The organism is Ramlibacter sp. (genome assembly GCA_019635435.1).
Classification (GTDB): domain Bacteria; phylum Pseudomonadota; class Gammaproteobacteria; order Burkholderiales; family Burkholderiaceae_C; genus JAHBZM01.
In genome coordinates this window covers 1,093,236-1,108,684 of sequence record JAHBZM010000001.1, presented here as the reverse complement: position 1 = coordinate 1,108,684, position 15,449 = coordinate 1,093,236, and the positions used below count along the sequence as shown (strand labels likewise).

Sequence of the window (15,449 nt, the reverse complement as noted above, 5' to 3'; positions counted from 1 at the left end):
CCAGCAGTTTCCTGCTGGGCTTTTCGGGCTGTAAGAGCCTGACAATGTCCTACTTTCACACGGGAACCCGCACTATCATCGGCGCTGAGGCGTTTCACTGTCCTGTTCGGGATGGGAAGGAGTGGGACCACCTCGCTATGGTCATCAGGCATAACTTGTTGCCATCTTGATCACCTGATCAAGACAACGAATTCATAGAGTTTGGAATCAGCTTATTTTGAATGCGTCAACTTGGCATAACACCTTGATCAGACTGATCAAAGTTATAGGGTCAAGCCGCACGAGCAATTAGTATCAGTTAGCTTAACGCATTACTGCGCTTCCACACCTGACCTATCAACGTCCTGGTCTTGAACGACTCTTTAGGGGGCTCAAGGCCCCGGCAGATCTCATCTTGAAACGAGTTTCCCGCTTAGATGCTTTCAGCGGTTATCTCTTCCACACATAGCTACTCGGCAATGCCACTGGCGTGACAACCGATACACCAGAGGTGTGTCCACTCCGGTCCTCTCGTACTAGGAGCAGGCTTCCTCAAATCTGCAGCGCCCACGGAAGATAGGGACCAAACTGTCTCACGACGTTTTAAACCCAGCTCACGTACCTCTTTAAATGGCGAACAGCCATACCCTTGGGACCGGCTACAGCCCCAGGATGAGATGAGCCGACATCGAGGTGCCAAACACCGCCGTCGATATGAACTCTTGGGCGGTATCAGCCTGTTATCCCCAGAGTACCTTTTATCCGTTGAGCGATGGCCCTTCCATACAGAACCACCGGATCACTATGTCCTGCTTTCGCATCTGCTCGACTTGTCAGTCTCGCAGTTAAGCACGCTTATGCCATTGCACTATCGTCACGATGTCCGACCGTAACTAGCGTACCTTCGAACTCCTCCGTTACACTTTGGGAGGAGACCGCCCCAGTCAAACTGCCTACCATGCACTGTCCCCGATCCAGATAATGGACCTAGGTTAGAACCTCAAACACACCAGGGTGGTATTTCAACGTTGGCTCCACGATACCTAGCGGCACCGCTTCAAAGCCTCCCACCTATCCTACACAGATCTGTTCAAAGTCCAATACAAAGCTACAGTAAAGGTTCATGGGGTCTTTCCGTCTTTCCGCGGGGAGATTGCATCATCACAAACATTTCAACTTCGCTGAGTCTCAGGAGGAGACAGTGTGGCCATCGTTACGCCATTCGTGCAGGTCGGAACTTACCCGACAAGGAATTTCGCTACCTTAGGACCGTTATAGTTACGGCCGCCGTTTACTGGGACTTCAATCAAGAGCTTGCACCCCATCATTTAATCTTCCAGCACCGGGCAGGCGTCACACCCTATACGTCCACTTTCGTGTTTGCAGAGTGCTGTGTTTTTATTAAACAGTCGCAGCCACCGATTTTTTGCAACCTCATTGGGCTCCATCCGCAGGGACTTCACCTACTAAAGGCACACCTTCTTCCGAAGTTACGGTGTCAATTTGCCGAGTTCCTTCTCCTGAGTTCTCTCAAGCGCCTTAGAATACTCATCTCGCGCACCAGTGTCGGTTTGCGGTACGGTCGTGTGTAGCTGAAGCTTAGTGGCTTTTCCTGGAAGCAGGGTATCACTCACTTCGACTGCAAGCAGCCTCGTTATCACCCCTCATCTAAGCCCGGCGGATTTACCTACCAGGCACGACTACAGGCTTGAACCAACATATCCAACAGTTGGCTGAGTTAACCTTCTCCGTCCCCACATCGCACTACACATCGGTACAGGAATATTGACCTGTTTCCCATCAACTACGCATCTCTGCCTCGCCTTAGGGGCCGACTCACTCTACGCCGATGAACGTTGCGTAGAAAACCTTGCGCTTACGGCGAGGGGGCTTTTCACCCCCTTTAACGCTACTCATGTCAGCATTCGCACTTCTGATACCTCCAGCACGCTTTACAACGCACCTTCACAGGCTTACAGAACGCTCTCCTACCACTTGCAATAAATTGCAAATCCGCAGCTTCGGTAACTGGCTTAGCCCCGTTACATCTTCCGCGCAGGACGACTCGATCAGTGAGCTATTACGCTTTCTTTAAATGATGGCTGCTTCTAAGCCAACATCCTGACTGTTTTAGCCTTCCCACTTCGTTTCCCACTTAGCCAATTTTAGGGACCTTAGCTGGCGGTCTGGGTTGTTTCCCTCTTGAGTCCGGACGTTAGCACCCGGTGCTCTGTCTCCCAAGCTGTACTCATCGGTATTCGGAGTTTGCCTTGGTTTGGTAAGTCGCCATGACCCCCTAGCCAAAACAGTGCTCTACCCCCGATGGTAATACTTGAGGCACTACCTAAATAGTTTTCGGAGAGAACCAGCTATTTCCAAGTTTGTTTAGCCTTTCACCCCTATCCACAGCTCATCCGCTAGTTTTGCAACACTAGTCGGTTCGGACCTCCAGTACCTGTTACGGCACCTTCATCCTGGCCATGGATAGATCACTTGGTTTCGGGTCTACACCCAGCGACTGGACGCCCTATTCGGACTCGATTTCTCTACGGCTACCCTATTCGGTTAACCTTGCCACTGAATGTAAGTCGCTGACCCATTATACAAAAGGTACGCAGTCACCCTTGCGGGCTCCTACTTTTTGTAAGCATGCGGTTTCAGGATCTATTTCACTCCCCTCCCGGGGTTCTTTTCGCCTTTCCCTCACGGTACTAGTTCACTATCGGTCGATGATGAGTATTTAGCCTTGGAGGATGGTCCCCCCATATTCAGACAGGATTTCACGTGTCCCGCCCTACTTTTCGTTAGCTCAGTACCACACAGGTCTTTTCACGTACGGGGCTATCACCCGCTATGGCCGACCTTTCCAAGTCGTTCCGTTAAGTCTTGTGCTATCACTAACAGGCTGTTCCGATTTCGCTCGCCACTACTTTCGGAATCTCGGTTGATGTCTTTTCCTCGAGCTACTGAGATGTTTCAGTTCACCCGGTTCGCCTCGCATGACTATGTATTCATCATGCGATACCTTTCGGTGGGTTTCCCCATTCGGAAATCTCCGGATCAAAGCTAATTTGCCAGCTCCCCGAAGCTTATCGCAGGCTATCACGTCCTTCGTCGCCTATCATCGCCAAGGCATCCACCACATGCTCTTATTCACTTGACCCTATAACTTTGACGCCTCTCACGAGAAGCAAAGTCAATCAAGGAATCACCAGGTCTTTCACCTGGCGCGTTATGCCGTCTTCAAATATCGATTTGACTCGAAATTGAAGTTTCTTTTGACGCAATCAAAAAATTTATGTCGCTAGCGGCACGGTCTGCACTAAACCTTTACGAATGTACAGTTTCCGCTAGCAACGCTGATTCGACTCTATGAATTTTTAAAGAACAGCCGATTGATCGATAGATACCGATCAACAACAAAGAAGCCTCACCATCTTTTGCTTTCGCTTGAGATATAGAAGCCGCTTTGGTGTTGAGTGTTGACGCGATGAAGTTGGTGGAGGATGACGGGATCGAACCGACGACCCCCTGCTTGCAAAGCAGGTGCTCTCCCAGCTGAGCTAATCCCCCAAGGTTTGGATGAAGGAATGGTGGGTCTGGTTGGTCTCGAACCAACGACCCCCGCCTTATCAAGACGGTGCTCTAACCAACTGAGCTACAGACCCGAGCCGGTCGCTTGCACCCAGGCAGAAGCCTGAGTCGTCGGCGACATTCTTCCAACAACCGATAAGTGTGGGCGTTTAAATTTGATTGCAGTTTCCAGAAAGGAGGTGATCCAGCCGCACCTTCCGATACGGCTACCTTGTTACGACTTCACCCCAGTCACGAACCCTGCCGTGGTAAGCGCCCTCCTTACGGTTAGGCTACCTACTTCTGGCAGAACCCGCTCCCATGGTGTGACGGGCGGTGTGTACAAGACCCGGGAACGTATTCACCGCGACATTCTGATCCGCGATTACTAGCGATTCCGACTTCACGCAGTCGAGTTGCAGACTGCGATCCGGACTACGACTGGTTTTATGGGATTAGCTCCCCCTCGCGGGTTGGCAACCCTCTGTACCAGCCATTGTATGACGTGTGTAGCCCCACCTATAAGGGCCATGAGGACTTGACGTCATCCCCACCTTCCTCCGGTTTGTCACCGGCAGTCTCATTAGAGTGCCCAACTGAATGTAGCAACTAATGACAAGGGTTGCGCTCGTTGCGGGACTTAACCCAACATCTCACGACACGAGCTGACGACAGCCATGCAGCACCTGTGTTACGGTTCTCTTTCGAGCACTAATCCATCTCTGGAAAATTCCGTACATGTCAAAGGTGGGTAAGGTTTTTCGCGTTGCATCGAATTAAACCACATCATCCACCGCTTGTGCGGGTCCCCGTCAATTCCTTTGAGTTTCAACCTTGCGGCCGTACTCCCCAGGCGGTCAACTTCACGCGTTAGCTTCGTTACTGAGTCAGTGAAGACCCAACAACCAGTTGACATCGTTTAGGGCGTGGACTACCAGGGTATCTAATCCTGTTTGCTCCCCACGCTTTCGTGCATGAGCGTCAGTGCAGGCCCAGGGGATTGCCTTCGCCATCGGTGTTCCTCCGCATATCTACGCATTTCACTGCTACACGCGGAATTCCATCCCCCTCTGCCGCACTCCAGCGATGCAGTCACAGATGCAGTTCCCAGGTTGAGCCCGGGGATTTCACAACTGTCTTACATCACCGCCTGCGCACGCTTTACGCCCAGTAATTCCGATTAACGCTTGCACCCTACGTATTACCGCGGCTGCTGGCACGTAGTTAGCCGGTGCTTATTCTTACGGTACCGTCATGAGCTCCTTGTATTAGAAAGAGCCTTTTCGTTCCGTACAAAAGCAGTTTACAACCCGAGGGCCTTCATCCTGCACGCGGAATGGCTGGATCAGGCTTTCGCCCATTGTCCAAAATTCCCCACTGCTGCCTCCCGTAGGAGTCTGGACCGTGTCTCAGTTCCAGTGTGGCTGGTCGTCCTCTCAGACCAGCTACAGATCGCAGGCTTGGTGAGCCTTTACCCCACCAACTACCTAATCTGCCATCGGCCGCTCCAATCGCGCGAGGTCTTGCGATCCCCCGCTTTCATCCGTAGATCGTATGCGGTATTAGCGTAGCTTTCGCTACGTTATCCCCCACGACTGGGCACGTTCCGATGTATTACTCACCCGTTCGCCACTCGCCACCAGGGTTGCCCCCGTGCTGCCGTTCGACTTGCATGTGTAAAGCATTCCGCCAGCGTTCAATCTGAGCCAGGATCAAACTCTATAGTTCGATCTTGATTTTTTTGCCCCTTGCGGGGCCACTCATAAATTGGAATTGACATGAACTTCATTTCTGAATTTCACATCTTTTTTACTTCATGAGCGCTTAAAGTGCATTGCACTTAGTTCCGAAGAACTTGGCAATCGCCTTCAAACGCCCACGCTTATCGGCTGTAGATTTTTAACGAACCTTGCATCGCTTGACTTGGCGTCTTGCTTTGCTTGCTTAGCTGCGATCAGCTGAGCCTCGAATTATGACATGTTTTTGAAAGACCTGTCAAACTTTAGGGTTTTTACCGATTTGATTTGCTGTCGTTTTTGTTTATCGCTTTTGCTTGACGCTTGGCTTTAAACCGACTGCATTTCGTTTTCAGCAGAGCCTCGAATTATATACCGATTTTTTAGCTTCGGTCAACTTTTCGATTCCCTTTTTTCTGCTGCGTTGCTTGCGCTTCGTTTTCAGCAGAGCCTTGAATTCTATACCGAAATTTTCGCTTCGGTCAACGCATTCAAAACTTTTTATCTGCTGGCCTTGGCGCTTTCGCGCCGGGTGTTTTTCAACGCCCTGTTCAGCAGAGCCTGCGACTATAGCACGGCTTTTTCACCGGTCCTGAAGCACCGCCAAAGATTCTTTGCATTCGCAAGGAAACCGCCGCACGGAGACTCACGCGGGAGAGACCAGCGGCAATGCCCGGCGGCGCTGGCCGGTCAGCGCATAGAGGGCATTCGCCACTGCGGGCGCCACCGGCGGAACGCCGGGCTCGCCCACCCCGCCAGGCTCGCGCTCGCTGGCAATCAACCACGTCTCCACCCGGGGGGCCTGCGCCAGCTTCAGCATGGGGTAGGTCGGGAAATTGGCCTGCTGCACGGCACCCTCATGGATGTCGATCTTCCCGTGCAGCGCCGCCGTCAGCCCGAAGATGACCGCGCCTTCCATTTGCTGGCGGACGATGCCCGGGTTGACCACCGTTCCGCAGTCCACGGCGCACACCACGCGGTGCACGCGCGGTTGACCGTCCTGCAACGAGACCTCAGCGACCTGCGCCACGATGGAGCCAAAGGACTCGTGCAACGCCACGCCTCGCGCGCGCCCGGTTGGCAAGAGAGTGCCCCAGCCTGACTTGCTTGCGGCCAGATCGAGCACGGCCAGGTAGCGCGGCGCATGCGCCAGCCACTGGCGCCGGAATGCCACAGGGTCCTGGCGGGTTTCTGCGGCCAGCTCATCCACAAAGCTTTCAGAGAAGAAGGCGTTGTGGGAATGCCCCACCGAGCGCCAGAAGCCCACGGGCACGCCCGTGCGCGTTGCCACATGCTCCATGCGCTGGTTCGCAAAGCCATAGGGCAGGTCAAACAGCCCCTCGGCCGTGGTCTTGTCCGGCATGTCGACGGGGCCGGCCAGGGCTGGCAGGTTGCGGCCTATCCAGCGCGGCGTGATGGCATCGCCCGCGGACTTGATCTGCAGGCTGCTCACGCCGCCAGCGGCGTCAACGGTCGCGCGCAGCTGCGCCACATGCATGGGTCGGTAGAAGTCGTGCTGGGTGTCTTCTTCGCGCGGCCACACCAGTTGCACGGGCGCGCCGCCGCAGTCCATGGCCACGCGCACGGCCTGTGCCACGGAGTCGACTTCCAGACGGCGGCCGAATCCGCCGCCGAGCAGCGTGACATGCAGCGTCACCTTCTCAATCGGTACGCCGGCCACCTGCGCGGCCACGGCCTGTGCCATCTGAGGCACCTGGGTCGGGGCCCAGACTTCCACCGCCCCATCCCTGACCTGTGCCGTGCAGTTCATGGGCTCCATGGTGGCGTGAGCCAGATAGGGCGCGCTGTACCAGGCCTCCAGCTTGCGCGTGGCCTGGCTAGCGGCAGCCTCGACCGCGCCCCGCTCATGAAACACCGTCCCCGAGCCGGTACGCACGGCTTCTTCCAGCGCCTTCTGGATGCGCCGGCTGTCCAGTGCCCCCAGCGGCCGCTGCTGCCACTCCACCGACACCGCTTGGGCACCCTGGCGGGCATGCCAGGTGGTCTGGCCCACCACCGCAAAGCCGGCCGTGGACCCCGCATAGGCGGGAAGACGCACAAACCGCAGCACACCAGGCATGGCCAGGGCGGCGTTGGGGTTGACCGCCCCCGGGCCACCGCCGAGCATGGGGCACAGCCGCACCGAGGCAAACAGCAGGCCCTGGGGCCGCACGTCCAGCCCAAACCGCGCGGTTCCGTCCACCTTGGCGGGCACGTCCAGCCGCGGCGCGGGCTGGCCAATGAGCTTCCAGTCCTTGCGGTCCTTGAGCTTCACGCTGCCCGGCGGCGTGGCGGCCGCGAATTTCACCATCTGGCTGTAAGGCGCTGAAGGGCCCGAGGGATGGGAGATGACGCCATTCTTGACCGAGAGTTCGGCCACAGGCAGTTTCCACTGCAGCGAAGCCGCCCCGACCAGCGACGCCCGCGCGGTGGCAGCCGCCAGGCGCAGCACGTCCCAGGCATCGGCGACCGAGGATGACCCGCCAGTGGCATTGATGCCCAGCTCGCGCGCCACCTTGCCGATCATCCACTCGGCGGCCTTGACCTTGGCGGGCTTCTCGCGGCCCTCGGACTCCAGCGGATGAAACGGCAGGCTCGCGATCTGCATGGCCACATTGCCATAGATGGTGTCGGCGCCGGCCTGCTCGATGCGCACCTGGCTCAGCGGCACATCGAGCTCCTCGGCCGCCAGCATGGGCAGCGCGGTATACACCCCCTGCCCCATCTCGCTGCGCGGCATGGCGATGACCACGGCGCCGTCGGCCGCGATCTTGATCCAGCCGTTCAGGGCAATGTCACCCCCGCTCTTGAGCATGGCGCCCGGCGAACCCAGCCTGGAGCGCTGGGGCAGCAGGCTCCAGCCCACCACCAGCGCCCCCAGGGACCCCGCGCCCGCGAGCAGCAACGTGCGGCGCCTCATGCGGTCGCTCCCGGGCCGGCGGCGCGCCGGATGGCTGCGCGCACCCGCTGGTAGGTGCCACAGCGGCAGATATTGGTCATGGCCTCGTCAATGTCGGCGTCGGTGGGCCGGGGCTTCTTCTCGAGGAGCGCGGCGGCGGCCATGAGCATGCCGCTCTGGCAATAGCCGCACTGCGGCACCTGCTCGGCGATCCAGGCGGCCTGCAGCGGATGGGGTTTGCCGGGGCTGCCCAGGGCCTCGATGGTCTGGATGCGCTTGCCCGCCAGCGTGGACACCGGGGTGACGCAGGACCGCACCGCCTGCCCGTCCACCCGCACCGTGCAGGCGCCGCAGGCGGCCACGCCACAGCCAAATTTGGTGCCTGTCATCTGGAGCACGTCGCGCAGCACCCACAGCAGGGGCATGTTGGGGTCCACCTCGGCCTGGACCGGTTTGCCATTGATTTGCAGCTCCAAAGAAGTCTCCTTGGCCGGGCAGCGGCCTTGTCCCGATGACTATATCGACGCGCTTTCGCAGGCGATAGGGGTGGCGCTCCAGAAAGGCACCGGATAATCCCGCACTCCCATGGCACTCATTACCCTACTCAACGCGCAACTGGCCTTTGGCCACGTGGCCCTGCTCGACCACACCGACTTCTCCCTGGAGGCCGCCGAGCGCGTGGGGCTGATCGGGCGCAACGGTGCCGGCAAATCATCCCTGCTCAAAATCCTCGGCGGACTCGACAAGCCCGACGACGGCACGCTCCAGGTGCAACAGGGCGTTCGCATCGCCTATGTGGCGCAGGAGCCGGTGCTGGACCCGGCCGCAACGGTTTTCATGGCGGCCAGCGCCGGCGTGGCAGGGATCAAGGACCTGATTGACCAGTACAGCCAGGGCGACGGCGACCTGGACGCGCTGCAGGGCCAGATCGAGGCGCAGGACGGCTGGAACTGGGAGCAGCGGGTCGAAGAAACCCTGCACCGCCTGCACCTGGACCGTGATGCGCTGATCGGCAACCTGTCCGGCGGCACCAAAAAGCGCGTGGCGCTGGCACAGGCCCTGGTCACCCAGCCCGATGTGCTGCTGCTGGACGAACCCACCAACCACCTGGACCTGGACTCGATCGAATGGCTCGAGGGCCTGCTGGTCGACTTCAAGGGCAGCATCATCACCATCACCCACGACCGCAGCTTCCTGGACCGCGTGGCCACGCGCATCGTGGAGCTGGACCGCGGCAAGCTGCTGTCCTACCCCGGCAACTTTGCCGCCTACCTGGTGCAAAAGGAAGAGCAGATGGCGCAGGAGGCCGTGATCAACGCCCGCGCCGACAAGCTGCTGGCCCAGGAGGAAATCTGGATCCGCAAGGGCGTGGAGGCCCGCCGCACCCGGGCCCAGGCCCGCATCGTGCGGCTGGGTGAGCTGCGCGCGCGGCGCGAGGCCCGGCGCGAGGCCGTGGGCAGCGTGAGCATGGACATTGCCAGCGGCGCGGCCAGCGGCAAGCTGGTGTCCGAGCTGGTGCATGTGAGCAAGAGCTTCGACGAGCGCGTGATCGTGCGCGACTTCTCCGCCACCGTGCTGCGCGGCGACAAGATCGGCCTGCTCGGCCCCAACGGCGCGGGCAAGACCACCCTGCTCAAGCTGATCCTTGGGGAACTCAAGCCCGACCTGGCCCCCGCCGACGCGCCCCGGCCCGAACCCGGCCACAGCCCCTGGGGCACGGTGCGCCTGGGCGCCAATGTGACGGTGGCCTACTTTGACCAGATGCGCAACGCGCTCAACCTGGACGCCACGCTGGAAGACTTCATCAGCCCCGGCAGCGAGTGGATCGAGATCGGCAACCAGCGCAAGCACGTCAAGAGCTACCTGGGCGACTTCCTGTTCTCACCGGCGCGCGCCAACTCCCCGGTGCGGTCCCTGAGCGGCGGCGAGCGCAACCGGCTGCTGCTGGCGCGCCTGTTTGCCCGTCCGGCCAACGTGCTGGTGCTGGACGAGCCCACCAACGACCTGGACATCGACACCCTGGAACTGCTCGAAGACCTGCTGCAGAGCTACGACGGCACGGTGTTCCTCGTGAGCCACGACCGCACGTTCCTGGACAACGTGGTCACCAGCACCATCGCCTTCGAGGGCGACGGCCGCTGGCGCGAGTACGAAGGCGGCGTGCAGGACTGGCTGACCCAGTCGCGCCGCGCGCAGTCGCTGGCGGGCGGCGGCGCGGCCGCCAAAAACCCGGTCCGCGCCCCGGTTTCAAGTCAAAAAGGCCTGGAGTCCACGCCAGCCGGCCCTCAGGTGCTATCAAAAAAGAAGTTGAGCTACAAGGAGCAGCGCGAGCTGGAAACCCTGCCGGCCCGCATTGAGGCGCTGGAAGGCGAGCAGAAAGCCGCGCAGGCGGCCTTGGCCGATGGCAGCCTCTACGCCAGCGAGCCGGACCGCGCCGCCCAGCTCGCGGCGCGCAGCGCCCAGATCGACGACGAGCTGCTGGCGGCCCTGGAACGCTGGGAACAGCTGGGCAGCGGCGCCTGACCCACTGCGGTTTGCAACTGTAAGCATTTGTCTGTCACGGGTTCGCGCCCGTGGCCGACGGGCCGGCGGCCCCGTGAATCGCCACGGCGGGCTACAGTCGGCACCACATGCTGTCACACCCCACCCTTCGCCCTGCCCGTCCCTCCCGCCCCGGCATCGGGCGCTGGCTGACGGGCCTGGCCCTGGTGGTCGTGGGCCTGCTCACGGGCTGTGCCAGCCTGCCCTCAGACGTGCAGCGGCCGGTCTCCAACGCGCTGGCCACGCCCGGGTCGACCCTGCTGGGCCAGTGGGTCTCGGCGCGCAAGGCCGCGGCCCGCGCGCGCAGCGACTCGGCCTTCTTCCTGCTGGACAGCGAGGACCTGGCCTTCAACGCCCGGGTGGCGCTGATCGACGGCGCCCAGAAAACGCTGGACCTGCAGTATTACGCCATCCACGCCGACAGCAGCACTGAAATCCTGCTGGAGCACTTGCGCCAGGCCGCGCGGCGCGGCGTGCGGGTGCGGCTGCTGCTGGACGACCTGAACACCGTGGGCCGCGACGCCCAGGTGCTGCGCCTGGCATTCGAGCCCAACGTGCAGATCCGCCTGTTCAACCCGCTGCCGGGCAACCGGGCCTCGCTGTTCGGCCGGCTGCTGGGCTCGCTGCACGAGATTTCGCAGCTGCAAAAGCGCATGCACAACAAGCTGTTCCTGTCGGACAACGCGCTGGGCATCATTGGCGGGCGCAACCTGGGCGACGCCTATTTCGGCCAGGACAAGACCAGCAACTTCGTGGACATCGACGTGCTGACCGCCGGACGCATCGTGGCGGACATGTCGGCCAGCTTCGACAGCTACTGGAACAACGAGCAGGCCTACCCCGTTCAGTCACTGGTGTCGGGCGCTGAACTCGATGCGCTGCGCCAGCCGCCCAACGCAGCGCTGGCTGACACCCCGCAGCCGCCCGCGCCACCTGCTCCACCGGCGCCGGCTCCCGCAGCGATGGCCGGGTCGGCCGCCAACGCTGCCCTGACCCCCACGGCCTCCGTCACCGCCGGCACCTCGGTGCTGCCCGATGTCACGCCCAGCCTGGCCCTGGAAGGGCTCATGAACCTCCAACAGGTGCCCCTGGTCTGGGCGCCCTCGGTGCTGCTGGCCGACCAGCCCGGCAAGATCGCGCCCGAGGAACAGGTGCCCGAGCCCGCCGGCACGGCCCCCGGCGATCCGGCCGCCATGACGGCCGCCAACACCACCACGGCCAAAACCACGGCGTCCGCCGCCACCACGACCACGGCTGAGGCGGGCGCCACCGTGATCGACGGCATGCTCACGCTGATGGACCAGGCGCGGCATGACCTGCTCATCATCTCGCCCTACTTTGTGCCGGGCGAGAAGATGATGAAACGCTTTGAAGCCTTGCGTGCGCGCGGCGTGACCATCCGCGTGCTCACCAACTCGCTGGCCTCCAACGACGCGCCGGCCGCTCACGCGGGCTACGCGCGCTACCGCCCCGCACTGCTGGCCATGGGCGTGGAACTGCATGAAATGCGTGCCAACCAGCAGGGCAATTTCAGCGGCCTGGGCTCCACCGGCAGCAGCCGCCCGGGCGCCAGCGGCACAGGCAGCGTGGGCTCGCGCGCCAGCCTGCACTCCAAGGCGGTGATCGCCGACGACAGCCTGCTGGCCATTGGCTCCATGAACCTGGACCTGCGCTCGCGGCTGCAGAACACCGAGGTGGCCCTGCTGGTGCGCAGCCGCCTGCTGGCGCGCAAGGTCATTGCCCTGGTCAACGACACCCTGGCCACCGGGGCCTACCGCGTCGTGCAGCAAGACGGCCGGCTGCTCTGGCAGGCTCCACCAGGCGCCGCCTTCCAGGACGCCCGGTCAGAACCCGACGCCAGCACCGGACTGAAATTGCTGGTCAACCTGATCGGGCCGTTCGCGCCCGACGAGATGCTCTGAGGCTATTCGGCTTCGATGCCGGCGGCCTTGACGATGCGGCCCCATTTCTGTGACTCCTCTGCCTGGAATTTCGCCAGTTCATCCGGACTCGTGGTGAACGGCTCGGTCCCGGTGGGGCCATAGAAAGCCGTGCGGGCCGATTCGCTGCGCACGGCTTTGACCAGCAGCTCATTGAGCCGCTTGACCACCGGCGCGGGCGTGCCCGCCGGCGCGTAGGCCGCAAACCAGTAGCCCATTTCATAGCCGGGCACGCCTGCCTCGGCAATGGTCGGAACATCGGGCGCCAGCGCCGAGCGCTTGCTGCCAGAGAAGCCCAGCGCATGCAGCTTGCCGGCCTTGATCTGCGGCAGGCCGGTCGCGGTGTCGGTGATCATCATGTTGATCTGGCCTCCCAGCAGGTCGGTGATGGCCAGCGGATTGCTCTTGTAGGGCACATGCAGCAGCTTGATGCCCGCCATCTGCTGCAGCAGTTCACCGGCCATGCGGCTGGAGGAGCTGCCGCTGCCAAAGCTGTACTTGCCGGGCTCCTTCTTGGCCAGCGCGATGAAGTCGGCCACCGTCTTCACCGGCAGGGACGGGTTGACCACCATGATCTGCCCTCCCTTGCCCAGGCCGGTCAGCGGCGCAAAGTCCTTGACCGGGTCGTAGGGCAGCTTCTTGAACAGGTGCTCGTTGGCGGCATGCGTGGTGTTGGTGGTGATCATCACCGTGTAGCCATCCGGGGCGGCCTTGGCCACCTGCTGCGAGGCGATGAAGCCGCTGGCGCCGGCCTTGTTCTCCACCACCACGGACTGCCTGGCCTCGGCGGCCACGGCCTGGCCGATCACGCGCGCGAGCTGGTCGGTCGCGCTGCCGGCGGCGAACGGGACCACGAAGGTGATGGGCTTGTCGGGGAAGGTCTGGGCCGAGGCCAGCAGCGGCGCGGTGCCCAGCACGGCGGCCAGGGCCAGCAACAGGGGGCGGGTACGGAATTTCATGGTTTTGTCTCCTTGGGTGGGTTGAGTGGGAATCAGTCCTTGAGATAGGCCTGCAGCGGCGCCGGAACCTCCACCGGCAAGTCCAGCAGCAGGTACGAAAGCGCCTTGCCATGCGTGTCGAGGTTGAGCGCGTCGTTGACGCCGCCGTCCAGCACCTCGTCCAGCACAAAATTCATCGCGCCCAGCCGCGGCAGCAGGTAGCGCCTGACGCTGCGCGGCTGGCGCAGCGCAAACTGGCGGGCCACCGCGTCCTCGGTGACCTGCCCGACCAGCAGCGGGTACAGCGCCTCGTGCCAGGCAATGACACTGATGTTGGAGCGGTCGCCCTTGTCGCCCGTGCGCCCATGGGCCAGCCGGTACAGCGGCACGGTCAGGGAACTCATGGCGCGGCCTCCAGCATCACGAAATGGCAGGGCACGGCCGCCCGCGGCACCAGGCACGACAGCGTGTTCAGCCGCGGCGTGAGAGCAGTGCGCACGCCGCCGCCGCCGGCGGGGCCGCAGGTGTACAGCGCCGTGACTTCGCGCGTGAGGCGCAGCGCCTGCGCAGGGTTGGTGTGGGCAGCGGCCACGCGCAGGCGCACGTCGCGCGCCTGCCCCGGGGCGTGGGCCGCCAGCGTGCGGCCCGCGTCATCGCCCAGCACGCTGGTCACACCGATCAGGTCCACCCGCAGGTCCAGCGCGGGCAGGCGCCGGCGCAACACGTCGGCAGCCAGGCGCGCGCGCGCCTCGGCCCGGGCGCCGGCGTAGGAAATCTCGCCCTCGGCCAGCCAGCCGCCTTCATGGCAGACATTGACCTTGAGGCTGTGGGGCCGCGGATGGCCGCGCACCCCGCGCAGCGCCACGCGGTCGGGCCCCAGCCACTGCACCTCGGCCTCGCTGATGTCGGCCACCACATCGGGCGTGAGGTAGGCCGCCGGGTCGTGCAGCTCGTACAGCAGCTGTTCCTTGACGCTGGCCAGCGTCACCGCGCCGCCGGTCCCTTGGGCCTTGCCGATGACGCAATGGCCCTGGGCGTCAATCTCGGCAATGGGGTAGCCCAGGGCGTGCAGGTCCGGCACGTCCTTGTAGCCGGGGTCGGCGTGGTAGCCGCCGCAGACCTGGGCACCGCATTCGAGCAGGTGCCCTGCCATGGTGGCCCGGGCCAGGCGGTCCCAGTCGTCGGGGGCCCAGCCAAAGTGCGACAGCGCCGGCCCCACGGCCAGCGACGGGTCGGCCACGCGGCCGGCCACCACGATCTGCGCGCCGGCATCCAGCGCGTCGGCGATCGCCTGCGCGCCCACATAGGCATTGGCGCTGACGATGCGCAGGCCGTCCATGCATTCGGCTCCGAGCTGGCCGCGCAGCAGCGCGCGGTGGTCCGGGCCCGACAGGTCGTCGCCCTGGATCACGGCGATGCGTGGCGCGGGCAACCCCAGCTCAAGCGCCAGCGCCTGGATGCAGCGGGCGGCCGCGCGCGGGTGGGCGGCGCCGAAGTTGCTGACGATGCGCACGTCGTGCATCAGGCATCGCGCCAGCACCGGGCGCAGCATCTCCTCCAGCAGGGGCTCGTAGCCGGCGTCGGGGTCGGCGCGGCGCCGCAGCTGGGCCAGCGCCAGGGTGCGCTCGGCCAGGGTCTCGAAGATCAGGAAGGCGCGCTGCCCGGCCGCCTGGTCGCAGCGGGCGACCAGCGTATCCACCACGGGCCCGGCCGCGTCGGCCCGGTCGCCCGAGAAGCCGGCGGCGCAGCCAATCAGCAGGGAAGCGGAAGGGTTGGAGGGCATGGCGAGGCCGACTGTAGGCACAGCGAACTGATCTGTAAAATCGAAAATTCACATTGATTG

General features: G+C 62.5%; 7 protein-coding genes, 2 tRNA genes and 3 rRNA genes. 2 read left to right on the top strand and 10 right to left on the bottom strand.

What is annotated here, in order from left to right; translation table 11 throughout:
* Window positions 1-36 precede the first annotated feature (36 nt).
* From rrf to KF796_05245, 7 genes are all read right to left on the bottom strand, one after another.
* Window positions 37-149: ribosomal RNA gene (gene rrf / locus KF796_05275) — 5S ribosomal RNA — on the bottom strand.
* A 118-nt stretch (window positions 150-267) separates the two neighbouring features.
* Window positions 268-3,142, bottom strand: a 23S ribosomal RNA gene (locus tag KF796_05270).
* Between the two features lie 334 nt (window positions 3,143-3,476).
* Window positions 3,477-3,552: transfer RNA gene (locus tag KF796_05265), tRNA-Ala, on the bottom strand.
* 18 nt (window positions 3,553-3,570) lie between these two features.
* Window positions 3,571-3,647 (bottom strand) — tRNA-Ile (locus KF796_05260).
* A 98-nt stretch (window positions 3,648-3,745) separates the two neighbouring features.
* A 16S ribosomal RNA gene (locus KF796_05255) occupies window positions 3,746-5,280 on the bottom strand.
* The 16S, 23S and 5S rRNA genes sit together here with 2 tRNA genes alongside, the layout of an rRNA operon.
* A gap of 654 nt (window positions 5,281-5,934) precedes the next feature.
* Window positions 5,935-8,208, bottom strand: coding sequence for a xanthine dehydrogenase family protein molybdopterin-binding subunit (locus tag KF796_05250; GenBank protein ID MBX3586031.1), 2,274 nt, complete (start codon window positions 8,206-8,208; stop codon window positions 5,935-5,937).
* Entirely contained in the window at window positions 8,205-8,663 is a 459-nt protein-coding gene (locus KF796_05245) for a (2Fe-2S)-binding protein (GenBank protein MBX3586030.1), read from the bottom strand. Before KF796_05245 ends, KF796_05250 begins: the two co-directional genes overlap by 4 nt.
* 109 nt (window positions 8,664-8,772) lie before the next feature.
* Between KF796_05245 and KF796_05240 the strand changes: the two genes are divergently transcribed.
* On the top strand, window positions 8,773-10,710 hold the full coding sequence (locus tag KF796_05240) for an ATP-binding cassette domain-containing protein (protein ID MBX3586029.1): 1,938 nt from the start codon (window positions 8,773-8,775) through the stop codon (window positions 10,708-10,710).
* Window positions 10,711-10,817: 107 nt separating this feature from the next.
* A complete protein-coding gene (locus KF796_05235) occupies window positions 10,818-12,650 on the top strand; it encodes a phospholipase D family protein (protein MBX3586028.1) in 1,833 nt (610 codons plus the stop codon).
* Window positions 12,651-12,652: 2 nt separating this feature from the next.
* Here KF796_05235 and KF796_05230 read toward each other — a convergent pair whose 3' ends face one another.
* From KF796_05230 to KF796_05220, 3 genes are read right to left on the bottom strand one after another with little or no spacing between them, the layout of a single operon-like run.
* The gene (locus KF796_05230; GenBank protein MBX3586027.1) at window positions 12,653-13,627 is read right to left on the bottom strand and encodes a tripartite tricarboxylate transporter substrate binding protein; all 975 of its coding nucleotides are present in this window, start codon (window positions 13,625-13,627) and stop codon (window positions 12,653-12,655) included.
* Between the two features lie 32 nt (window positions 13,628-13,659).
* Window positions 13,660-14,010, bottom strand: coding sequence for a hypothetical protein (locus tag KF796_05225; protein MBX3586026.1), 351 nt, complete (start codon window positions 14,008-14,010; stop codon window positions 13,660-13,662).
* Complete coding sequence (locus KF796_05220; GenBank protein MBX3586025.1) at window positions 14,007-15,389, bottom strand: DUF1446 domain-containing protein; 1,383 nt, start codon at window positions 15,387-15,389, stop codon at window positions 14,007-14,009. The genes KF796_05225 and KF796_05220 overlap by 4 nt, the downstream gene beginning before the upstream one ends.
* Window positions 15,390-15,449: the final 60 nt, after the last annotated feature.